Source organism: Streptococcus sp. 'caviae' (assembly GCF_001937065.1).
GTDB lineage: Bacteria > Bacillota > Bacilli > Lactobacillales > Streptococcaceae > Streptococcus.
The window spans coordinates 108,443-129,533 of sequence record NZ_MOWR01000003.1 but is presented as its reverse complement, the minus strand read 5'-3'; the positions used below and the strand labels follow the sequence as shown (position 1 = coordinate 129,533).

The 21,091-nt window shown below is 42.1% G+C and carries 20 protein-coding genes and 1 pseudogene; 6 read left to right on the top strand and 15 right to left on the bottom strand.

All coding sequences use genetic code 11. The features are described from left to right. Positions 1-715 precede the first annotated feature (715 nt). The 9 genes and pseudogenes from BMI76_RS04270 to BMI76_RS04230 all read right to left on the bottom strand — a co-directional run bounded on the left by BMI76_RS04270 (position 716) and on the right by BMI76_RS04230 (position 9,508). Positions 716-1,951, bottom strand: coding sequence for a HAMP domain-containing sensor histidine kinase (locus BMI76_RS04270; RefSeq protein ID WP_180372828.1), 1,236 nt, complete (start codon positions 1,949-1,951; stop codon positions 716-718). Then, entirely contained in the window at positions 1,941-2,642 is a 702-nt protein-coding gene (locus tag BMI76_RS04265; protein WP_075346365.1) for a response regulator transcription factor, read from the bottom strand. Before BMI76_RS04265 ends, BMI76_RS04270 begins: the two co-directional genes overlap by 11 nt. A 1-nt stretch (position 2,643) precedes the next feature. Beyond that, positions 2,644-3,267 (bottom strand): GTP pyrophosphokinase family protein, encoded by a 624-nt coding sequence (locus BMI76_RS04260; RefSeq protein ID WP_075346473.1) that lies wholly within the window; start codon positions 3,265-3,267, stop codon positions 2,644-2,646. 222 nt (positions 3,268-3,489) lie between these two features. Continuing rightward, positions 3,490-3,915, bottom strand: coding sequence for a hypothetical protein (locus BMI76_RS04255; RefSeq protein ID WP_075346364.1), 426 nt, complete (start codon positions 3,913-3,915; stop codon positions 3,490-3,492). A 123-nt stretch (positions 3,916-4,038) separates the two neighbouring features. Next, positions 4,039-4,158, bottom strand: a pseudogene (locus BMI76_RS10810) (ComC/BlpC family peptide pheromone/bacteriocin); the annotation flags it as partial. A gap of 692 nt (positions 4,159-4,850) precedes the next feature. Next, positions 4,851-5,345, bottom strand: coding sequence for a thiol peroxidase (tpx, locus tag BMI76_RS04245; RefSeq protein ID WP_075346362.1), 495 nt, complete (start codon positions 5,343-5,345; stop codon positions 4,851-4,853). A gap of 172 nt (positions 5,346-5,517) precedes the next feature. Continuing rightward, on the bottom strand, positions 5,518-7,278 hold the full coding sequence (locus BMI76_RS04240; RefSeq protein ID WP_075346361.1) for an ABC transporter ATP-binding protein: 1,761 nt from the start codon (positions 7,276-7,278) through the stop codon (positions 5,518-5,520). Beyond that, positions 7,268-9,070: an ABC transporter ATP-binding protein gene (locus BMI76_RS04235; protein WP_075346360.1), complete on the bottom strand. Its 1,803-nt coding sequence runs from the start codon at positions 9,068-9,070 to the stop codon at positions 7,268-7,270. The genes BMI76_RS04240 and BMI76_RS04235 overlap by 11 nt, the downstream gene beginning before the upstream one ends. A gap of 9 nt (positions 9,071-9,079) precedes the next feature. After that, on the bottom strand, positions 9,080-9,508 hold the full coding sequence (locus tag BMI76_RS04230; RefSeq protein WP_075346359.1) for a MarR family winged helix-turn-helix transcriptional regulator: 429 nt from the start codon (positions 9,506-9,508) through the stop codon (positions 9,080-9,082). Positions 9,509-10,773: 1,265 nt separating this feature from the next. Here BMI76_RS04230 and queC point away from each other — a divergent pair. The 5 genes from queC to BMI76_RS04200 all read left to right on the top strand — a co-directional run bounded on the left by queC (position 10,774) and on the right by BMI76_RS04200 (position 14,400). After that, positions 10,774-11,427: a 7-cyano-7-deazaguanine synthase QueC gene (gene queC, locus BMI76_RS04220; RefSeq protein ID WP_075346357.1), complete on the top strand. Its 654-nt coding sequence runs from the start codon at positions 10,774-10,776 to the stop codon at positions 11,425-11,427. Continuing rightward, positions 11,427-11,873, top strand: a complete 447-nt coding sequence (gene queD, locus BMI76_RS04215; protein WP_075346356.1) for a 6-carboxytetrahydropterin synthase QueD — start codon at positions 11,427-11,429, stop codon at positions 11,871-11,873. The genes queC and queD overlap by 1 nt, the downstream gene beginning before the upstream one ends. Beyond that, a complete protein-coding gene (queE, locus tag BMI76_RS04210) occupies positions 11,870-12,586 on the top strand; it encodes a 7-carboxy-7-deazaguanine synthase QueE (protein WP_075346355.1) in 717 nt (238 codons plus the stop codon). Before queD ends, queE begins: the two co-directional genes overlap by 4 nt. Before the next feature lie 16 nt (positions 12,587-12,602). Further along, on the top strand, positions 12,603-13,094 hold the full coding sequence (gene queF, locus BMI76_RS04205; protein WP_075346354.1) for a preQ(1) synthase: 492 nt from the start codon (positions 12,603-12,605) through the stop codon (positions 13,092-13,094). Positions 13,095-13,416: 322 nt separating this feature from the next. Beyond that, complete coding sequence (locus BMI76_RS04200; protein ID WP_075346353.1) at positions 13,417-14,400, top strand: hypothetical protein; 984 nt, start codon at positions 13,417-13,419, stop codon at positions 14,398-14,400. A 225-nt stretch (positions 14,401-14,625) separates the two neighbouring features. Here BMI76_RS04200 and BMI76_RS04195 read toward each other — a convergent pair whose 3' ends face one another. From BMI76_RS04195 to gdhA, 5 genes are all read right to left on the bottom strand, one after another. Further along, positions 14,626-15,414, bottom strand: a complete 789-nt coding sequence (locus BMI76_RS04195; RefSeq protein WP_075346352.1) for an ABC transporter permease subunit — start codon at positions 15,412-15,414, stop codon at positions 14,626-14,628. Then, entirely contained in the window at positions 15,411-16,247 is an 837-nt protein-coding gene (locus tag BMI76_RS04190; RefSeq protein WP_075346351.1) for an ABC transporter ATP-binding protein, read from the bottom strand. Before BMI76_RS04190 ends, BMI76_RS04195 begins: the two co-directional genes overlap by 4 nt. Before the next feature lie 9 nt (positions 16,248-16,256). Then, positions 16,257-16,697 (bottom strand): hypothetical protein, encoded by a 441-nt coding sequence (locus BMI76_RS04185; RefSeq protein WP_075346350.1) that lies wholly within the window; start codon positions 16,695-16,697, stop codon positions 16,257-16,259. Further along, positions 16,687-17,139 (bottom strand): LytTR family DNA-binding domain-containing protein, encoded by a 453-nt coding sequence (locus tag BMI76_RS04180; protein ID WP_075346349.1) that lies wholly within the window; start codon positions 17,137-17,139, stop codon positions 16,687-16,689. The genes BMI76_RS04185 and BMI76_RS04180 overlap by 11 nt, the downstream gene beginning before the upstream one ends. A 182-nt stretch (positions 17,140-17,321) precedes the next feature. Further along, positions 17,322-18,671, bottom strand: coding sequence for an NADP-specific glutamate dehydrogenase (gene gdhA / locus BMI76_RS04175; RefSeq protein WP_075346348.1), 1,350 nt, complete (start codon positions 18,669-18,671; stop codon positions 17,322-17,324). Positions 18,672-18,951: 280 nt separating this feature from the next. On the opposite strand from gdhA, the gene BMI76_RS04170 reads away from it, so the two are divergent. Continuing rightward, a complete protein-coding gene (locus BMI76_RS04170) occupies positions 18,952-19,458 on the top strand; it encodes an HdeD family acid-resistance protein (RefSeq protein ID WP_075346347.1) in 507 nt (168 codons plus the stop codon). 59 nt (positions 19,459-19,517) lie between these two features. On the opposite strand, the gene BMI76_RS04165 is transcribed toward BMI76_RS04170, so the two are convergent. Further along, a complete protein-coding gene (locus tag BMI76_RS04165) occupies positions 19,518-20,960 on the bottom strand; it encodes an IS1182 family transposase (protein ID WP_374057269.1) in 1,443 nt (480 codons plus the stop codon). Positions 20,961-21,091 lie beyond the last annotated feature (131 nt).

Genomic DNA, 21,091 nt, shown 5'->3' with positions numbered 1-21,091 from the left:
CATGATTGCTGCTCAAATTACCCAAGGAAAGTTTCAAAAAACTTTGCTTTCAGCTGGAGTTCAATTATCCTAGTCTGATTTGTCAGCCCAAACAATCCAGTAATTGTTAAAATTTCGATTCTAAAAATCAAGACGCGAGAATTACAGCCAGCAGCGGCTGATGTTATTAGAGCAGCTATGAGTTGGGAAGGGGTAAAACTAAAACCGGCATGGTCAAGTCAGGCTTACTCCCAGCTGCTGCGTCAAGAGTTTATTGCCATTAAAAAACCTGAGACACTGATGTCTCAGGTTAGACTTAGACTGAAGAAAAAGTCAATTTTTATCAAAAGAACTATTGTGTTATGATACTTTCCTTAGGTAGCACGGACGGCAAAACCAAACGCCAACGCTATAGCTTTTGACTAGGTTTTGCATTAGATTGCCATTAGAAATAGTATCGATTTCTAACGGCAATCGTCGCAGCAACTTCCTTTGGAATTTCATACCTAGATTTTGAGCCCAAGTCTCAAAATCTCCGAACGCCAGAAATCACTTATTTCTGGCGTTTTTGCTACAGCGGAAAGTATCTGGTCCAGGCTCGTTCAATTCGCCTATTTTTCTTATAGATTGTGAATTGATACTATCCTAAGATGTGTGTGCTCGTGAAATGCTAACTATAGAGTTTGTCTACAACCTGATCTGAGACATCGTGTCTCAGGTTTTTTGATCGTTGACCTTAGAGCAGGATCTTAAAAGTGATGGCATCATTTTTATAAGAGACCGAAATTTTTCCTTTAAAAATGTTCACAATGCTCTGCGCCATTGACAGTCCAATACCATAACCGGATGTTTGATTATTGTGAGATTCGTCTTCCCGATAAAAACGGTCAAAGAAACGGCTGTAATCAATTTTCGCACCTTCTTTAAAGGTATTTGAAACCTCTAGCTTCGCCTTTTTAAAGCCGCTGGTTTTGCTGAGTTTAACGCTCACTGTTTCGCCCTCATCACAGTACTTATTAGCATTATCCACCAAAAGAGTAACTAATTCAAACAAAGATTTTTCTTCAGCCTTGACATAGATATTAGCATCAATGGCCATCTCAAAAGTTTTCCCGTCTTTAATGATAGGAGCTTTAAAAGCCTCTGCTGCTTCCTGTGCAATTTTTGAAAAATGAACACTTTCAAGAACAACATCCGTCTGTTCTTCTAATCTTGCCAAACTAACCAGCTGATTGATTAGATGCGTCAGGCGTTCGACTTGGTCCTTTGTGCTCTTAGTCCATTCTGTCTCGCCGGTTGTCAGTTCCTGCAGCTCATTATTGGCCGAAATAATAGATAGCGGTGTTTTTAATTCATGTCCAGCATTTGTAATGAAACGCTTCTGTTTCTCATAATTCTCAACATAAGGTTTAATAGCAAAGCCCGAAAAAACAGAAACAATAAGAATGAAAAGAATGAAGCTGTAAAATGACATTCTAATAGAAAGGGTCAATAATCCTGAACGGTCATCAATAAAACGCGTCGCATCCAAAACAACTACCAGCTGCTTATCCTTTTCTTTGAGATTTGTTACCTTGTAGGCGTAAAAATGATAGTTTCTCTTAAAATAACCTATTTTTTGGCTGTTCAGATTGATATCTTCCATGTACTGAGCGATCTGTTCCCTGTCCACATCAGGAATATGCTGCACATTAAAAGACGTTATTTCCTTTTTATTTTTAATAATAAAGCTATAATATTGATACTGATCAACAATAGTTCCTGATAGATTTCTTCTTTCCGGATCCTTATTAATGTCGTCAGGCTTCGGGAATGTACCGCTGTTTTTGGACAGAATCCGCAGGACGGATTCAACCTCCCTATTATTTTGAACATAGTGAACTGAGTTGAAAATAATGATAAAAGATAATAAAATTCCCAGAATGGCAAGAGATGAAATTAAAATAAAGCGAAATCTAATCTTACGAAGCATAATCATCACCTGCCGTTTCCACGAGAGTGAAATCGCCATTTTCTTTCCCTAGGATAGCAAGATTCGCTTTAATGGCTTTGAGCTTTTGTCTGAGATAGGAAACATAGATAAAGACATAGCCATCATCAATTTCAGGGTTGTCATCCTTGGCCCAAACATGCTGGAAAATTTCCTTAGTGGACAAAGATTTATTAGGATTAAGCATAAAAAAAGCCATTAATTTTGCTTCTTTTCCCGCTAGGCGGATAGAATTGCCGGCTGCCATTTCCTGCTGGGCAATATCAAGCTTGACGCTGCCACAGGTCAGGATTTTATCGGTAAAGCTGTCCAGACGCCGCTCCAGGGAAGCCATACGAGCCAAAAGTTCTTTGAGCGAAATAGGTTTCGTTAAATAGTCATCTGCACCGGCTTCCAAACCAGTCACCTTGTCTTCTATTTCCGACATCGCCGTTAACATAATCGCATGGGTGCTGTCTCCGCTGGCACGGATATCACGCAAGGCTTCCAGACCCGTTTTTACTGGCATCATAATATCCAAAATAAAAACATCATAGACATTGTCACTTGCTTTTTTCACAGCATCCTGTCCGTTATAAACTTGATCAACCCGATAGCCCTGATGCTCTAGAGCCGCTGTATACACACGTGACAGCTGTTCTTCATCTTCTGCCAGTAAAATACTCAAAGACATTTCACTCACCGCTTTCTGCAATTAAATTTCGGATAGTCTGCATGGAAAGATCACAGGAAGCCAATTCGTCCGCGCAGCGCTTCAGTTCCTTAACAATGCGTTCAGGATTCTTAATATCATGTTTGTACTTCATTTGATGTTCCAAACTCGCCCAGGAATCCATAGCTATGGTCCTTAACTGAACTTCCGCAAAATAGTTTCCCGGCAGCCGGCCTAAACAATCCTCAAAAGGTGTCCTTATTTCCAAAATCAAATGATAAGAGCGGTAACCGTTAGGTTTAGCCTGATCAATATAATCTTTTTCATTGTAAACGCTGATACCATCCATTTTTTTAAGGATAGCAACTGTTTTATAAATATCATCAACAAAACCGCAGATAATGCGAATCCCAATCGCATCTCGAACTTCCTTGAGGGCGGACTCAGCCGTTAGGGGAAGATTTTTGCGCTGGCATTTTTCGATCATGCTGTCATTGGTTTTAACCCGTGCAAGGAAATGCTCAAACAGTTTAAATCCAGTTTCTGCCTTTACACGCTGGTTTTCGGCTTGAATTTTTCGGCTCAAATCCTCTAAAATTTGAGGCAAATAAGCTTCATACTTCCCATAAATTGTTTCTTGTGACATCATTCATCCTTTTTGCTTACTTGCTCTATTATATCATAGAAGATTAAAGAAACCTTATTTTATCAAATGACATTCTAAATTTCTAACATTAGAAGATATTGCCTAAGATCTCATATCGTTTCGATGAAAAAACTGACTTTGAAATTTTGATATATTCGTTATCTGGAGTAAACACTAAAAAACTTACCATACGAGCAATGGTAAGTTTTGATCTATCATTGATTAATCGTCAGAACCTTTTGAAGACTGTTGGGCCTGTCTGACATATTTTATTCCCCATAACAAAAGGATAAAAAGAATAAAACTGATGACAGCAATAGTTGAAAAAATAATGATGCTATAAACTGCTTTTACATGAATAGCCTTATAGCAGCTTAAAACGGTTAACAACAAGAAGACGGCAGCAAAGATGAGCTGATGAGCAACTGCGGAAACAGAAGTTTCTTTTGGGGCAGCCTTTCTGATTTCTTTGACAAAATAATAATTCAATGCCGCCGTACAAAAAGTGATGATTAAAAAGCAAATCTGAACAAGCAGAGGAGACTTAAAAATAGCCTGTGTCAAAAGCATAATCAGCAGGCAGACAGCAATCAGCTGAGCTGTTAACAATCTCAATAACTTCAATTTCTGACTTTCTTTCTCGAACATATCTTTTCTCCTTATCTCCCAAAAGAGGTTTTCATATCAATAGAAATAAACAAAAGGAAGGAAAAGCAGCGAAATCTGCTTTTGTGCTTTTCCTTTATAAATCTTATTGTAATGCATCATTAATTAACCGCAGGAAGTCATTTCTCCTCCAGCACCTCCAATTAAAGCGCCAAAGACCCCAGTACCAATAGCGTATGGCCCAAGAAATGCCGTCCCTCCCGCGGTAGTCATGTAACCTTGGCCAAGAAACACTCATAGTATAACTTATTTTGATACGTTTGTGTGGCGATTGTCGTGAATGGTATCAAATAGATCGTGAATGGTCATTTTAGTGAGAAATCAAGAGGCATTTTTCCCATTCACGACATATTTGGGGGTGTTCACGACATTCACTTACTAATGATTACAAAGAAAAAGAAAGTAGATAGCTTTCACTATCCACTTTAGGGGCTGTCACAGCACAAAAAGGGAGTGGGATCAACCCAAAAATTGAAATTTTTGGTTCTCACCACTTCCTAATTTCTAGGCGGTGACCTGAAACGGTCTCTCCCCAGACCGTTTTTGACACTTGCTTTGCAAGCTTCATTTCCCGATTAAAAAGGTCTCCCAGACCTTTTCAACCCACCCCGCACAGCTCAAAAGGTCTGGGGGATCTTTTGAGGTTGGAAATAAGATGAACGCTGTTCATCACATTTGTTTAGGTTTTCTGCTTTGGCCTTGTGGCAAAAGGAAAGCCAACCAGCAGTGGTTCATTGGTGCTAAAGCACCTAATGAACTGTGCAGGGGTAAGACTTCTTGGCATAGCCAACAAGTCTTACCCCCAACCACTGCGTCAAGAGCCTTTTCCAAAACAGGAATATTGGAAGAGTTTTTGCCCAGCCTCCGATATACAATTATCCAACTCTCTTGACGGCCGCTGTGCCTTTTCTATTAGCTTATTTAACTACTTTAACAGCCGCCAGAGCAGCTTCATAATTAGGATGACTGCCCATTTCATCTAAATATTCAAGATAGGTAATTTTATTGTTCGCATCAAGAACGAAAACAGCTCGTCCAAGCAAATGCAGTTCATTAATCAGTAAACCATAAGCCTTGCCAAATGAATGGTCATAGTAATCTGACAGAGTCACCACATCATCTAAACCAGCCGCGCCGCACCAGCGCGCTTGGGCAAAAGGTAAATCAACAGATACCGTAATGACAACAGTATTGTCAGCGTCTGCCAATTCCTGATTAAAACGACGGGTCTGAGCATCGCAAACCCCGGTATCAATGGACGGAACAACGCTGATAACCTTTTTCTTGCCGGCAAAATCTGCCAAAGTCTTTTTAGACAAACCCGTATCTGTCAACACAAAATCCGGTGCTGTATCACCGACCTGCAGTTTGGTTCCTGCTAATGTGATTGTTTCCCCATGAAATGTTGCCATAAGCATAGCCTCCTTTTTTCTTGCTCTTATTGTAGAATAATTTTCAGCTTTTATCTAACTATTTGATTGTAAATGCCATCACTTTTTAAAAGGCTCTGCTTTAACAAACTTTCAAACATTTTATTTGATAGAAAAAATGCTGAGACGAGCTGTCTCAGCATTCTTAATTAAATTAAGCCGCGTCATCTTCTTCCGTGAACTGGCTGTTGTAAAGATCAGCATAGAAGCCATCTTGAGCCATAAGCTCGTCGTGATTGCCTTGCTCAATAATGTTACCGTCTTTCATTACAAGAATGAGATCCGCATTGCGAATAGTTGAGAGGCGGTGAGCAATGACGAAGGAGGTTCTGCCTTCCATCAGCTTATCCATCGCTTTTTGAATCAGCTCTTCTGTTCTGGTGTCAACAGATGATGTTGCTTCGTCAAGAATAAGCAACGGTGAATCTTTGAGCAGAGCCCGCGCAATCGTCAAGAGCTGCTTTTGGCCAATTGATAAGGTTACCGAATCATCTAAGACCGTATCGTAGCCTTCAGGCAGCGTTTTGATGAAATGGTGAACACCAACAGCTTTGGCTGCTGCAATTACTTGTTCATCTGTAATATGTTCCTGATTGTAAATCAGATTTTCCTTAACAGTTCCCTCGAAAAGCCAGGTATCCTGAAGGACCATAGCAAAGGCATCATGCACCTCTTCACGCTTCATATCGTGCACATTGACACCATCGATGGAAATGCTACCTTTGCCAACTTCATAAAAACGCATCAGCAGATTGACGATGGTTGTTTTCCCAGCACCTGTCGGACCGACAATGGCCACTTTCTGTCCGGCTTTTGCATGGGCTGAAAAATCATGAATAATGGTTTTATTCGGCTGATAACCAAAGAAGACATTGTCAAAGCTAACATCTCCTTTAACGGTGGCAAGCTGCCTTTGCTTGTGGTCTTCTGCTTCCATTTCTTCTTCATCCAGAAATTCAAAAACGCGCCCCATGGCAGCATTGGCTGACTGAAGCTGGGTAATGCCCTGTGCAATTTGTGAAATAGGCTGGGTAAAGATGCGGACATAAGTCATGAAAGCAACGATAGTTCCCATAGTCACATCACCGTTTAGGGCCATGCGGGCTCCCACAATACAGACCATGACATAGCCAAAATTACCAATGAACTGCATCAAGGGCATCATAATCCCAGAGAAGAACTGCGACTTCCACATACTGGAAAAGAGCTGGCTATTTAAAACTTCAAACTGCTCCTTGCTTTGCCGGCGCGCATTGTAACTGGAAACGACATTATGTCCCGAATAGATTTCTTCGACATAGCCGCTGACATTGGCCAGATTTTTTTGCTGGCTTTTAAAGAGCGGCTGGCTTTTTACCATGATGATACTTGACAGAGCAAATCCTGCAAAAACAGATAGAATGGCTGTTGCGGCCAGAGCGCCGTTTGTCTTAATCATCATAAAGATTGAACCGATCAAAAGAACAACTGCCGCTACCATTGAAACCAAACTTTGGTTGAAAGATTGGGTCATCAAATCTACGTCATTGGTCACGCGAGATAAGGTATCTCCTTGTGAATGGCTATCAAAATACTTGAGCGGCACCTTATTAATTTTATCAGCAATGGCATTGCGCAGCCGCTGAGAGAATCCTTGAATCAAGGTTGATACAATAAAACTTGCAGCGTAAGAAACCAGAGCTCCGCCAATATACATCAGTGCCAGAGTAAAGGCGATTTCAGCAATTTTATCCAGATCAATCTTTCCTGCAAGCCCCTTGGTCACCGTATCGGTCATTTCCTTAAGCCGGTCAGGTCCAATAACTGTAATCGTACTGGAAGCAACTGTAAAAATAACAGCCAGAGCAAATAAGGCCTTATAGCCCTTAAGGTAAGGAGCCATCTGGCTTAATAATGATTTCTTTTTATTGTCCATTTTCTAACTCCTCCTTAGATAATTGTGAATAAGCAATTTCCTGATAAATTTCATTATTAGCCAAGAGCTCTTTATGAGTTCCCTGACCGACGACCTTTCCTTTATCCAATACCAAAATTTGATCGGCATTCATAATGGTTGAAATGCGCTGAGCGACGATCAATTTGGTCATATCTTTGGTTTTCTTTCTCAGGTCAGCACGCAGAATCCTATCGGTCTTATAATCCAGTGCTGAGAAGGAATCATCAAAAATGAGAATCTCAGGCTTGCGGGCAAGAGCACGCGCAATTGCTAGGCGCTGTTTCTGTCCGCCGGAAAAATTAGTTCCGCCCTGTGCCACTTCTGTATCAAGGCCTTTTTCCTTGCCTTCAACAAAATCTTTGGCCTGAGCCAGCTCAAGCGCCTCCCAAATTTTCGCATCATCCAGCGGTGTTTGGCTGCTCTCGCCAAATTCCATATTGGAGCGGATGGTACCGCTGAAAAGCACTGCTTTTTGCGGAATATAGCCCACTTTCTTGTTCAAATCATCGTGGCTGTAGTCCTGAATCTTAACACCATCGACCTTGATCCAGCCTTCTGTCGCATCGTAAAAACGCGGAATCAAATTGATTAAGGTCGATTTTCCCGAACCCGTCGAACCAATAAAGGCAACCGTTTGGCCGGCTTTTGCTTTAAAGGAAACATGCTCTATCACAGCGCGGGAATTCTTGCTGTAACGGAAGGAAACATCGTGAAATTCAATTTCCCCTTTTTGACCGTTAGTTTCCTTAGAAGTTTTCTTGAACTGTATGGATGGCTCAAGCGCCAGTACTTCGTTAATCCGTTTGGCAGAAACAAGGGCACGCGGCAGGATAATAAAGATAGCAACCATCATCATAAAGCCAATAACAATCTGCATGGCATAAGATGAGAAAACAACCATATCACTGAAAACATTAACCCGATCCTTAACTGCTGCTGCCGCCGCGGTCATACTGGTTCTTGGAATGCTAATGTCATCAATCAAATAAGAGCCGATCCAATAGATAGCCAGTGTCAGACCGCTTGAAACGACTGTCATGACCGGATTCATCAGTGACATGAGACGGTAAACAAATAAATTTAGTTTAGTCAGATTTTTATTTTCTTCCTTAAATTTATTTTCCTGATAATCTTCTGCATTGTAGGCACGTACAACACGAACACCGCTCAGAGATTCACGGGTCGTTGAGTTGAGGGCGTCTGTCAGGCCCTGCACCTTGCGCTGCCTTGGAAAAGCGACAAACATTAGGACAAACAGCAAGATCAAAACCATAAGCACAGCTACTCCGACTGCACCGGTCCACTCATCACTCTTGCCCCAAATTTTAGTCAGTGCCCAAACAGCCATAATAGGACCGCGGGTTACCACCTGCATTCCCATGGTAATCATAATCTGCAGCTGGGTCAGGTCGTTGGTGGTTCGCGTCAAAAGGCTGGGAATGGAAAATTTCTTAATCTCAGCATCCGAATAATCCATGACCTGATTGAAAATGTCCGAACGCAGGCGCGTTGTAAAACCGGCAGCTGTTCTTGCTGCTAAAAAGCCGACAAAAACGGCCATCAAAAAACTGCCAAAGGAGAACATGAGCATTTTAGAACCCGGCTTCATAATATCTGAAGTCGTTGTTCCTTTTGTCTGCAGCAGGGTCGTGATCTTTGACATATATTCCGGTGTTTTTAAATCCATCCAGACGCCCAAGCAAATAAAGACCGTGCTCAGGAGAATCATGCCCCATTCCTTGGCGCTTAATCGTTTAAAAATCTTAAACATGGGTTGCTCCTATTTTTCTAAATTTTTTTTAATTTGTTCAAAAACCTTGTGAGCAGTCTCAATATCTGCTTTATCAATACCTTTTAACAGCTGCTCATGAATGTTTTGATGAAAGGTGATAATGTCCTCAGCCTTTTCAAGACCTAAAGAAGTCAGCACAATCTGCTTACAGCGCTTATCTTTTTGAGACGGAATTATGGAAATAAAGCCATTTTTCTCCATTCTCTTGATGAGATTGCTGGCAACCGACTTTGAAATGTGCAGTCTTTCCTCAATATCCTTAATAAAAATTTCTTTATCTCGATTTCTAAAAAGATAACTGACTGTTCGGCCCTGAGGCCCTCCCAAATGTTCAATACCGTTTTCTTTAGCCAGTTCCTGAACCGCCGCTTCCACTGTATTGATAAAATTCCTAAAAAGATCAAAAGGTTCTTTCATGAAAACACCTCATTCTTTCTGAAAACCGTCTAATAGTTCTCATGAGAACTATTATAACGACTTCTAAAAATAGTGTCAAGAAAAAAGTTTCTATGAGAACTATTTTTTGCTGCTTGATTGACCGTGAGGGGTCTGCTATTGACAGTGCCTCCTTTGCATTAATCTGAAAAACTTGATTTTACTGATGTTTCATGTTACCATATTGAAGAATTAGATAAGGATGTTTGGGAAAAGCCATCCGTAAAAAAAACCAGACAGTTATTTCAAAGAGCCTCTTCAGTTTAGGTTGCTTTGAAAGTCTGCATAGATCCAACTGACAAAGATTATCTGCCCTTAACAAGCAGCTGGTCTTAGCAGCATCTAAAAGGAGCGAGACAAAATTCCGCTAATGGTTTTTACGGAGTTTTGTCCTGCTCCCTTTTTCTATGCAAAAAATGACAATAAAAATTGAACACGGGCTAAAAGCATCGAGAAAAGACAGCCTGCCTTATGCGCAAAGCGCATGGCGTCAGGCTCCTATTTCTTCTCGCTTTCTTAACGCCCATTGCGACCCTTTGTTTGGTTAGCCGATCTTACTAACCAAGCGAAGTTATCGGGAGAGGCAGGGAGTGGGATCAACCTAAAAATTGAAAATTTTGGTTCTCACCACGTCTTGGTTTTAAGGTGGCGACCTGAAACGGTCTCTCCCCAGACCGTTTTTGACACTTGCTTTGCAAGCTTCATTTCCCGATTAAAAAGGTCTCCCAGACCTTTTCAACCCACCCCGCACAGTTGGCTAGATTTTCCGCTTTGGCTTTGTGGCAAAAGGAAAGCCAGCCAGCAGTGGTTCATTGGAGCTAAAGCACCTAATGAACTGTGCAGGGGTAAGACTAAGTTGGCATAGCCAACAAGTCTTACTCCCAACCACTGCGCCAAGAGCTTATTCCAAAACAGGAATATTGGACAAGTTTTTGTCCAGCTTCGTTTGTTATCAAGTGCAAAGCACTTAGATAACATTCCTCTGCCGTATCTTACTAATTGAACACGAGCTAAAATCCTAGTAAAAAAGATAAACTTCCTTGTGTCTTGGGGACACAGCGTTAGTTTCCTATTTTTATACGGATTTCTTCACGCCCTTTGCGACACTTCGTTTGGTTAGTCAATCTTACTAAGCAAACGAAGTTAGTGGGAGAGGTAGCCAATTCACTATGGTGATTGGCGTTTGTTATCAAGTGCAGAGCACTTAGATAACAATCCTCTACCGTATCTTAATTAAAGGAGTTATTATGAAACGTCAATCAGCTCTCGTCGTTTTTAGCGGCGGTCAAGATTCTACAACCTGCCTTTTTTGGGCTCTGCAGCATTATGAACATGTTGAAACAGTTACTTTTGCCTACGGTCAGCGTCACAGCCAGGAACTAGCAGTCGCTAAAGAAATCGCTGCTGAGCAAGGAGTAAAACATCGTGTTCTTGATATGTCCTTATTGGGACAAATAACAGAGAACGCCCTCACTTCCGACATAAACATCGAAGCAAAAGAGGGACAGGTTCCCAATACTTTTGTTGACGGCAGAAATCACCTGTTCCTTTCTTTTGCTGCTGTTTTAGCTAAGCAGCTGGGCATTACTGATCTGGTAACAGGTGTCTGCCAGACAGACTTCTCAGGCTATCCAGACTGCCGCGATGTCTTTGTCAAATCACTCAACGTCACCTTAAATCTGGCTATGGATTACGAATTTGTCATTCAAACGCCTCTAATGTGGCTGGATAAGGCTGAAACCTGGGCTTTAGCGGATAGTCTGGGGAAGTTCGACTATGTCCGTGAGAAAACACTGACTTGCTACAATGGCATCCGCGGTGCCGGCTGCGGAGAGTGCCCTGCCTGTCATCTGCGCCAAGCAGGGCTGGATAAATATCTTGCTCAGAAGGAGAAAAATTAATGTTTGCTGCACCCAAAGAAATCAAAAAAGAAACTGGAGAATCACTAATCTACTGCCCTAGACGTGTGCTGGTATCAAAGGAATTCACCTTTGATGCAGCCCACCACCTCTTCAACTATGAGGGAAAATGCAAGGCCCTGCACGGGCATACCTATCGCCTGCAGATTGCTGTCAGCGGATTTTTAGATGATAAGGGCATGGTTTATGATTTTGGCAGCATTAAAAGCACCTACCAAGAGCTGCTGGAACCGCATCTGGACCATGCCTACCTCAATGAAAGCCTGCCCTATATGAATACAACAGCCGAAAATATGGTCTACTGGATTTTTAAGACCTTTGAAGCAGCCTTACCCAAAGAACGCGGCCTGCAGATGGAATCTGTCCGTCTCTATGAGACCCCTTCTGCCTATGCTGAATTTAAAAGGGAATGGGAGCTTGAAGCATGAAAAAACAGCGTCTTTTAAAACTGCCGATTCTTGAAATTTTCGGCCCCACTTTTCAGGGAGAAGGCCGGGCAATCGGTCAAAAAACCATGTTTGTGCGGACGGGCGGCTGCGACTATCACTGCGATTGGTGCGATTCCGCCTTTACCTGGGACGGTTCTGAAAAACCAACTATGATGACCAGCGATCAGGTCATTGATGCACTGGATAAATTGGGACATTATGATTATGTTACGCTGTCTGGAGGCAATCCCTGCCTTTTGGCAGCTAACATGGCGGAACTTGTAGCCAAATTAAAGGACCGGCAGGTAACACTGGCTGTTGAAACACAAGGTTCACGCTGGCAGAGCTGGCTAAAGGATATTGACCAAGTAACTCTAAGTCCCAAGCCCCCTTCCAGCAAAATGGATGTCAATTTTGACACATTGGACTTTATTGTCTCCCAGTTAGACCCTCAAAAGGTCACCTATAAAATTCCTATATTTGACGAGGCTGATCTGGATTTTGCTAAGATGATCCAGGAACGCTATCAGCCCGATGTTCTCTATTTATCAGCAGGGAATCCTGAGCCCAAGGCTTCCGGTGATATTGTCCAGCACCAGCTGACAAGGCTTAAAAACCTATGGGAACGCATTGCTCAGGATGATTCCTGGGGCAATGTCCGAGTATTGCCCCAGCTTCATACATTAATCTACGATAACCAGCGCGGCGTTTAAATTAGAAAGGTAAAAAATGTCACAAACACAAGAAATGAACGATTTAACTCTTTTGGGAAATCAAAAGACTGACTACAGCTTTGATTACGATCCTCATATTTTAGAAGCTTTTGATAATCGGCATCAAGATAACGATTACTTCATCAAATTCAACTGTCCGGAATTCACATCTCTGTGCCCTATAACCGGGCAGCCTGATTTCGCAACCATTTATCTGTCTTATATTCCAGATAAAAAATGTGTCGAATCCAAGTCCCTCAAACTCTACCTTTTCAGCTACCGCAACCACGGAGATTTCCACGAAAACTGCATCAATACTATCGGCAAAGACTTGGTCGAACTGCTGCAGCCGCGCTATCTTGAGGTTTGGGGCAAGTTTACACCGCGCGGCGGTATTTCTATTGACCCTTATTATAATTACGGCCGCCCAAACAGCAAATATGAAGAAATGGCCCACTACCGCCTGACCAATCACGACCTCTATCCCGAAACCATTGATAACCGTTAGCATTGAAAAAAGCGCGGGCAATGCTCGATTCCATTTTAGAAGAAAAACACTTAAAATCACGCAATTGTAACAGTGATTCTAAGTGTTTTTGTATTGCTTTAGCATCTGTCCAAATCCTGATAGTCTATTTTTCATTTAACATCCCCATTTGCAGCCTTTTATGCTATACTTAAATAAAAAAGCGCTTTCTCTGCAAAAAGCAAGTCCCCAAAATTGATCATTTATGAACCTGAAAAATCTATCAGGCTGGTAATCAAAACAGTGAGTATTTCCATCAACTGCCCATAAAACTATCAGTTACCAATCTAAAAAGGAGAGTCCTATGAAAACATTTGTTAAATCTAAAGTCGGACGCATCATTCTTATCATTTTAGGGATAGCGCTGATAGCTGTGCTGTTTGTAGGCGGCTACGAAGTGTTTAAATTAAGGCGCCAAAATGATTATCCAACCTACTATGGAGCTTTAATGAACAAGCCCCTTCCCTATACAGAAGCAGAAATGGACTACCTGGTCGCTGTGAAAAGGTACCAGGACCCCCTCTTCTTTAATGAGAAGGCTTATCGAAAGGCCATGAATTCTGGCACGCAGACTGCTTCCGATCAGCATGAAAAGACCCAACTGCTGAACTGGGCTGACAGCTATCAAAAGAGGAAACCGCAGGAATTAAAAGCAAATGAATCTTGGCTTCCCGGTACTGCTGTTGCTGTTTCGATTCCTAAAAATTGGGAGCAGACCTATAAAGATCGGCAGGCGCCTACCGGCAACTTCGGAAAATACATTCTTATTCTCAATCATAAAGGAAATTCAGGTGCTTTCGCCTATTTTAAAATCATCGCAACTCAAAAACCATATAACTCTGTCAAAGACTATGCAGCTTCAAAGGAGGGGAAAAAATTTGCTAAAATAAACAAGTCCCAGTATGTCTTTGCCCAGGAATTAAAGAGACAGGAACAGTTGCGATTTAACAGAAGCATCGATAATGTCGCCAATTCTCATAACTTAATAAATGGATTTATTACCTATGCACCTGTGACCATTCACGGCCGAACAGTCTATGCCTATCAGCAAACAATGCCCTACACTGATGGCGATGTTATCGAAAGTATCTATCTTTTTAAGATCGGTAACAATATTATATCAGCCAACACCTACTACCGAGCAAAAGATCAGGAAAAATTTAAAGACTCTCTGGAACAAGCCATCGCTAAAGCTCACACTTTCGAACTAGACTATATGCGAAAAGATGAGCCAAAACGTCACGGTATTACCAAGGAAGAAGAAAAAAGAAAACAGGAGCAGCAATAACAAAGCTTGGAAAAGGTAAAAACCAAACTGCACTCCAACAGTCAAACCAAAAAAACTCCCTAATACCTCTTAGTGGATTTACCACTGCAGATATTATGGAACCGAAAAAAGTAGCTGCCCGGAGCGGAAAGACCAACTAAAAATCACATTTTTTCAGCTGCGTCTTTTCGCTCCTTTTAATATTTCTAAGGTTTTTCTGGCGGGTCTGTGATGTTCTGAACCCATCTAGGCACTCAAATCTTTCCTTTGATAATAAAGTGAACTGAGGACCAGACTGATTGCGATGACGGCAAAAGCCATTGCTAAATACTCCGGCTGTACTCTTACCTGACTAAAGACATCTGCACCGCTCGCAAAATAGTATGGGGTCAGGTATTTAAGAAATTCAATATCCGGCACAATACGGCTCATCATATCCATAACATAAAGAAGTAAAACCAGCCCAAGCGACAGACCAATTTGTTTTTTACGGCTGAGAGCCGAAAGCAGGAAAGCAAGGCTGCCAACTTCAACCTGCATCAAAAGAGCTAAAAGCTGATACCTAAGCAAAAGATCATAAGAAAAGTCCAGATTAATCTGCCAAATACCAAGCACCTCCAGCCCTGCAACAATCCCATTGAAAATCAGTATCATAAAAAGCAGACTGAAATATTTCCAAATCAAGATATTCAAACGTCCCAAGGGAAGTGTATGCAGAAATTCGCTTGTGTGCCCCTCTTCTTCCTTGGACAGACTGCTTGCTCCCATCATAGCTGCAAACATCCCCGCTCCAAGACCAAACATGATTACGATTTCCGTAGCAAAGTAACCATTCAGGGTGGCAATACTAACCTTATCCAATCCTAAAGCCTTCGTCATTTCACCCATATTGGTATACAGCTGCGCCATATCTTTCAGCTGATGCTCCACACTCTTATAAAGCAGAATACAGCCGTAGCAAATCAGACCGACCGACAAGGACCAAATTATGAGCGTTTTAAGGTTTTGTCTCAATTCATGCATGAACAAAATCATGGGGTCACCACCTCCTCATAATACTGCAAAAAGAGGTCTTCCAGCGGCGGTTCTTCGACCAAAAAGTCATCTGCCTGCATGCCTGTCAGACGTTCTAACAATTCACTGCTGGAACCTGTAAACGTAAAGGATTCTGAATGACCGTCCTTCCAAACGGTCACGTGTTTCACCTGACTGCGCGTCAGATTGGTCAGCGTATCAACCGTAAGAATAGCCCCGTCCTTGATAATAGCTGCGCGGTCACAGTAATTTTTGATGTCAGAAAGGACATGGGAAGACAGAAAACAGGTACTGCCTGCTGCACAAGCTTCTTTAACCAAACGAAAGAAACGCTCCTGCATCAGCGGATCAAGGCCTGATGTCGGTTCATCCAAGATTAAAAGTTCCGGCTGGTGCTGCAAAGCGCAGACAATACCAACCTTTTTACGATTGCCCAGTGAGAGGTCTTCAATTTTCTTTTCCAGCGGTACTTCCAAAATCCGACAGAGCCTGTCCGCTTCTTGCGAACAGTCTTTTTTTCTGGATTTGGCCGCAAAAAGAATGACATCCTTAACTTTCATGTTAGGGTAAAACATGGCTTCCGACGGTATGTAGCCGATATGCTTAAGATTTTCTGTTAAAGTCTTATATCTGCCGCCAAAAAGCGTCATCTCCCCCTTGCTTGCTCGGATCAGCCCCAGCAGACAGCGGATGGTTGTTGATTTTCCGGCACCATTTGAACCTAGGAAACCAAAAATTTCACCCTTTTTAACGCTGAGAGAAACATCCCTTATGCCTATATGCTTGCCGTAATATTTCTGCAAATGCTTAATGTCAATCACGTGTTCTGTCATAAGAGCATTTCACTTCCTTTCTTTATACTCCTGCAGCAGCTGATTCAAATAGCGGCTGTCAATCCTGCGCTTGATTTTGTTAATCAAATAAATACAGTAATAACAAAAGAGCTGATAAGCACCAAAACCAAGAGCAGCAGGCCAGCTCCCGTCAAACCAATTCATCGTATGCACAGCGAGGGTATACAGAATGGTGCAAAAAACAGCTGACAGGATACCAGAAGGAGAAATCCGATCTGCCTCGTCAAAATTCTTTAAAACATATACCTGAAGGTTGCAAATCAGATAGGCCAGCAGAGCAATTTCTGCAATCTGCAAAAGGTCGATATGATAAATCCTCTGCCAGAGCAGGTAAGAGGCGCAGTAAAACAGGTGGCAGAGACTGTAAAGGCCCGCCTTATACTTAATACTAATTTCTCGGCTTAAATAGGCCTCCCATTTATTCTTCATTCTGTACTCCTTCTTCTAATAGCTGCCGCAAATGACTCGCATACTTGCGCGAAATAATGACACTCTCACCATTATCCAAGGTTGCTTCAATTCGGCCAAAAGATTGGCTTTTGAAATGCTCAATCCTGTAAAGGTTGAGCACCATGGCTTTGGCACAGCGAAAGAAACCTTTAAAAGCATAGCTGGTTACTAAATCTTTGAGGCTGCAGGCCACTTGACAGACATCTTTTTGAGTATAAGCGAAGGTCTTGCTGTCGATACTCTCGAAATACAAAATATCGTCTAATAAGAGATAGCGCTCACCTCGTTCATTTCTGCCGAGAATTTTCTCATGTTCCTGTGTCACAAGGTCACTGATGGCCTGAACAGTCGGAGTCATTTGACGGTAACGCACGATAACCTCGTCTTCACCATTGGAAATTTGCTCTAATCGTAACTTCACTGCTTTTCTCCTTTGCGATTATTATAACAGAAATTGATTTGGCATAAACCCCAGATCTGCTAAGTTGCATATTTGTCTGATAAGATGCAAAAAAGGAAGCCCTGAGAGCTTCCTTGATATTTTATTGGGAGGTCAGATTTAACTGCTCAGCAGTAAGCTAAACAAGAAGCACGGCGGTTTCTTTATACGATACCTTGTGCTGACATTGCCTCAGCAACCTTAAGGAAACCTGCAATATTAGCACCGACAACGAGATTGCCTTCTTGGCCGAATTCCTTCGCTGCTGCTGCTGAATTGTCGTAGATACCTTTCATGATATCGTAGAGCTTGCTGTCTACTTCTTCAAATGTCCAAGAAGTACGGCCGCTGTTTTGTGCCATTTCAAGGGCTGAAACAGCTACACCGCCGGCATTGGCAGCCTTAGCTGGACCAAATGATACACCTGCTTTGTGGAAGACTTCAATCGCTTTAAGCGTTGAAGGCATATTGGCACCTTCGCTGACAGCAATCACACCGTTTTCAACCAGTGTTTTAGCATCTTCTTCGTTCAGTTCGTTTTGAGTAGCACATGGGAAAGCAAGGTCTGCCTTAAGCGTCCAGATTGAATCGCCGCCAGCTGCAACAAATTTGGCACTTGGACGGGCATCAGCGTATTTGACAATACGTGCACGCTCAACTTCTTTAAGCTGTTTAAGAAGGGCAACATCAATACCTTCTGGATCATAGACATAGCCAGATGAATCTGAAACAGCAATAACTTTAGCACCCAGTGACTGCAGTTTTTCAGTTGCATAGATAGCCACATTGCCTGAACCAGATACGATAGCTGTTTTACCGGCAAAATCTTCGCCACGCGCTTTAAGCATTTGTTCAGCAAAGTAAACAGCACCATAACCAGTTGCTTCTGTACGGGCGAGGGATCCGCCCCAGTTCAAGCCTTTACCGGTAAGAACACCTGTGTATTCATTGCGAAGGCGTTTGTATTGGCCGTAGAGATAACCGATTTCACGTCCGCCGACACCAATATCACCAGCAGGCACGTCAGTATCAGCACCGATATGCTTGCTCAGCTCAGTCATAAAGCTTTGGCAGAAACGCATGATTTCATTGTCTGACTTACCTTTAGGGTCAAAGTTAGAGCCGCCTTTGCCGCCGCCGATTGGCTGACCGGTCAGCGAATTTTTGAAGATTTGTTCAAATCCAAGGAATTTAATAATTGATTGGTTTACTGATGGGTGGAAACGAAGTCCGCCTTTGTATGGACCGATAGCTGACGAGAATTGTACACGGAAACCGCGGTTAACTTGAACATTTCCCTTATCGTCAACCCACGGCACACGGAAGGACACGATGCGTTCCGGTTCAACCAAACGTTCCAAAAGATTTTCTTCAATATACTGTGGGTATTTATCAAAAACCGGAACGAGAGATTCAAAGACTTCTTCAACTGCTTGAAGAAACTCTGCCTCATGGCTGTTTTGTGCTTTAACTTTTTCAAAGACGCTGTTAACGTATTCCTTACCTGTTGTCATAATGTATTTCCTCCGAAATTGAGTTTCGTAATTTTTATTACGTAGAATATTATAAATTTTCTGAATATTCTTGTCAAGTCTTTTTCGCTATTTTTTTGAAAAACTCATCTCTTAATGTTACATAACCTGACATCATAGTATAATTAAAAGCTGGGCAGCATTTAGCTGTACTGACCATCCAAAGTCTTCTCTGACAGATAAATCCTGTTCACAATCAAGGATTTTTGACAAGACGGCTTTCATTTTATACAATTAAGATAAATATTTAAGGAGTTTTCATATGAAATGGTTCACACTAACCTCTGGAGTTTTAACACTTTTAATCGGTTTTTGGATTTTTGCTCATCCGCTGGTTGTGACAGCTTCAATCGGCTGGCTGCTGGCACTGGTTATTTTCTTCGTGGGGATTACTGGATTTATAGACTATATGTCAAGGCCGAGCGAAGAACGCAATGGCTGGAATTTGCTGCAAAGTATTATTTCGATTATTTTTGGTTTTATCCTCTTAACATCCTCTATTTTTTCACTGACAACAGCTGTTATTACCATTGCTGCCTATTGGACACTTGTCATCGGTATCCTGCGGATTGTTTCTGCTTACCGTCTGCGCAAGATGGGCTTCCCTGACAGCAAGCGGCTCTTTATTAGCGGTATTTTCGCTGTTCTTTTAGGGCTTATCCTGCTGGGACAGCCACTGCTGTCTTCGGCTATCATCGGCCGCTTTGTCGCTCTTCTTTTGATAGCAATCGGTATTTCAAGTATTTTTGTTTTTCTGCGCCTGCCTTAATAAATGCCCAAGAACAAATTGATTAAAACATACAAAAGACTGGAATGAAAATTCCAGTCTCAGACCGAAGACAAACTTCTTTTTGGAGGTTTGTCTTTTTTGGTGTCTCTTATCTTTGAGATGAAAAATGGATAAGAAAGCTGAAGCTGTCCAAAATAAAAAGGCCTTCCTGCCATCATTTTTACCAGTTTTTTGAGATTTAAACACGCTAAAATCAGCCCAACCTTGTCTTCCATTTTGGACTTGCCAATCTCTCTCGTATATCTGAGATTGTGATATTCTTTAGCTGTCCCAAAGAGGCGTTCAATGGTTTCTTTTCGATGTTGGTAGCGTTCCCTCATCCCTCTTTGATAGCGAATGTCCTCACAAATCTCCATCCCCTCTTTCCAAAGATGTCTCGTGACGACTTTTTGATGCTTCTGACTCTCTGTGCAGCTCCCTAATAAAGGACAAGTGGCACAAATCTTGGCCTTACTCTTATACTCGCGATAGCCCTCACGAGTCGTTGTACAATACTCTAACGTCTGATTTTCGGGGCAAAGGTGACAATCATAATACTCATCGTAAACAAAATCCTTAGGCTGTAACAGCCCTTTCTTTCCTTTCGGTCTGGTGTAGGGAAAAACAGGGGTGATGTTTTTATCCAGCAAGAATTTAGCGATAGAAGGAGTTTTATAACCTGGATCAGCGATAAGGAAGTGAGGACTGAAGGGCTCAAGTTTGGCAAACAGCGCAGGAAAAGCTTGGCTGTCATGGACATTCCCTGCTTCCACACTATAAGCTAACGCCCAGCCATGTTTGTCGCAGGCAACCTGAGCATTATAGGCAAAAACTTCTTTATGCTCACCTTTATGAAACCAACCGCTCTCCGGGTCAGTCGTTGAGACTTTCTTTTCTTTAGCCTCGCTTTTTGCGGCGGGCTTTAGCGACTTTTTTGCGTGCTTTTTCCTGTCCAAATCAATTTCAAGTTCCAGCTGGTCACTCATAAATTTAGCCTGTTGTTCCACCATTTCCTTGCGATACTTGTGATTATTAGCTGCGGCTTTGACGTGAGTGCCGTCCACGAAAATCTCATTGGGGTCAATCAAACCTGCCATCAGGGCTTGATGCAGCACCTGATTAAAAATTTCAGAAATGACCTGTTTGTCTTGGAAACGCCGACTGTAATTCTTACCATAGGTGGTGAAATGAGGCACTTTATCGTCCAAAGTCAACCCTAGAAACCAACGGTAAGCATTATTGACTTCAATCTCTTTGATGGTCTGACGCATAGAGCGAATACCATAAAAACATTGGATAAGAGGGATTTTGATAAGCATCACAGGATCCAGACTCGGACGCCCATTATCACAAGAGTAAGTATCCTCAACTAAGTCATAGATGAAGTCAAAATTAATCACAGCCTCAATCTTACGCAGAAAGTGATCCTCAGGAACAAGCTGATCAAGCGTATAGAACCCGTATTGATGGCGGTTATAATCTGGCTTTTCTTTGTGAAACATGGCCTTACCTCACAAACCGTTTTCTTTTAGTATACTCCTAAACAGAGCAAAAAGCTCTTAGAAATTCAATTCTAAGAGCTTTGTCTTCAGTCTGAGACTGGAATGAAAATTCCAGTCTTTTTAGTTATCTG

Coding starts and splice junctions, on each gene's coding strand:
- BMI76_RS04270 (WP_180372828.1), bottom strand. CDS start 1,951: ATGCTTCGTAAGATTAGATTTCGCTTTATTTTAATTTCATCTCTTGCC.
- BMI76_RS04265 (WP_075346365.1), bottom strand. CDS start 2,642: ATGTCTTTGAGTATTTTACTGGCAGAAGATGAAGAACAGCTGTCACGT.
- BMI76_RS04260 (WP_075346473.1), bottom strand. CDS start 3,267: ATGTCACAAGAAACAATTTATGGGAAGTATGAAGCTTATTTGCCTCAA.
- BMI76_RS04255 (WP_075346364.1), bottom strand. CDS start 3,915: ATGTTCGAGAAAGAAAGTCAGAAATTGAAGTTATTGAGATTGTTAACA.
- tpx (WP_075346362.1), bottom strand. CDS start 5,345: ATGGCAACATTTCATGGGGAAACAATCACATTAGCAGGAACCAAACTG.
- BMI76_RS04240 (WP_075346361.1), bottom strand. CDS start 7,278: ATGGACAATAAAAAGAAATCATTATTAAGCCAGATGGCTCCTTACCTT.
- BMI76_RS04235 (WP_075346360.1), bottom strand. CDS start 9,070: ATGTTTAAGATTTTTAAACGATTAAGCGCCAAGGAATGGGGCATGATT.
- BMI76_RS04230 (WP_075346359.1), bottom strand. CDS start 9,508: ATGAAAGAACCTTTTGATCTTTTTAGGAATTTTATCAATACAGTGGAA.
- queC (WP_075346357.1), top strand. CDS start 10,774: ATGAAACGTCAATCAGCTCTCGTCGTTTTTAGCGGCGGTCAAGATTCT.
- queD (WP_075346356.1), top strand. CDS start 11,427: ATGTTTGCTGCACCCAAAGAAATCAAAAAAGAAACTGGAGAATCACTA.
- queE (WP_075346355.1), top strand. CDS start 11,870: ATGAAAAAACAGCGTCTTTTAAAACTGCCGATTCTTGAAATTTTCGGC.
- queF (WP_075346354.1), top strand. CDS start 12,603: ATGTCACAAACACAAGAAATGAACGATTTAACTCTTTTGGGAAATCAA.
- BMI76_RS04200 (WP_075346353.1), top strand. CDS start 13,417: ATGAAAACATTTGTTAAATCTAAAGTCGGACGCATCATTCTTATCATT.
- BMI76_RS04195 (WP_075346352.1), bottom strand. CDS start 15,414: ATGATTTTGTTCATGCATGAATTGAGACAAAACCTTAAAACGCTCATA.
- BMI76_RS04190 (WP_075346351.1), bottom strand. CDS start 16,247: ATGACAGAACACGTGATTGACATTAAGCATTTGCAGAAATATTACGGC.
- BMI76_RS04185 (WP_075346350.1), bottom strand. CDS start 16,697: ATGAAGAATAAATGGGAGGCCTATTTAAGCCGAGAAATTAGTATTAAG.
- gdhA (WP_075346348.1), bottom strand. CDS start 18,671: ATGACAACAGGTAAGGAATACGTTAACAGCGTCTTTGAAAAAGTTAAA.
- BMI76_RS04170 (WP_075346347.1), top strand. CDS start 18,952: ATGAAATGGTTCACACTAACCTCTGGAGTTTTAACACTTTTAATCGGT.
- BMI76_RS04165 (WP_374057269.1), bottom strand. CDS start 20,960: ATGTTTCACAAAGAAAAGCCAGATTATAACCGCCATCAATACGGGTTC.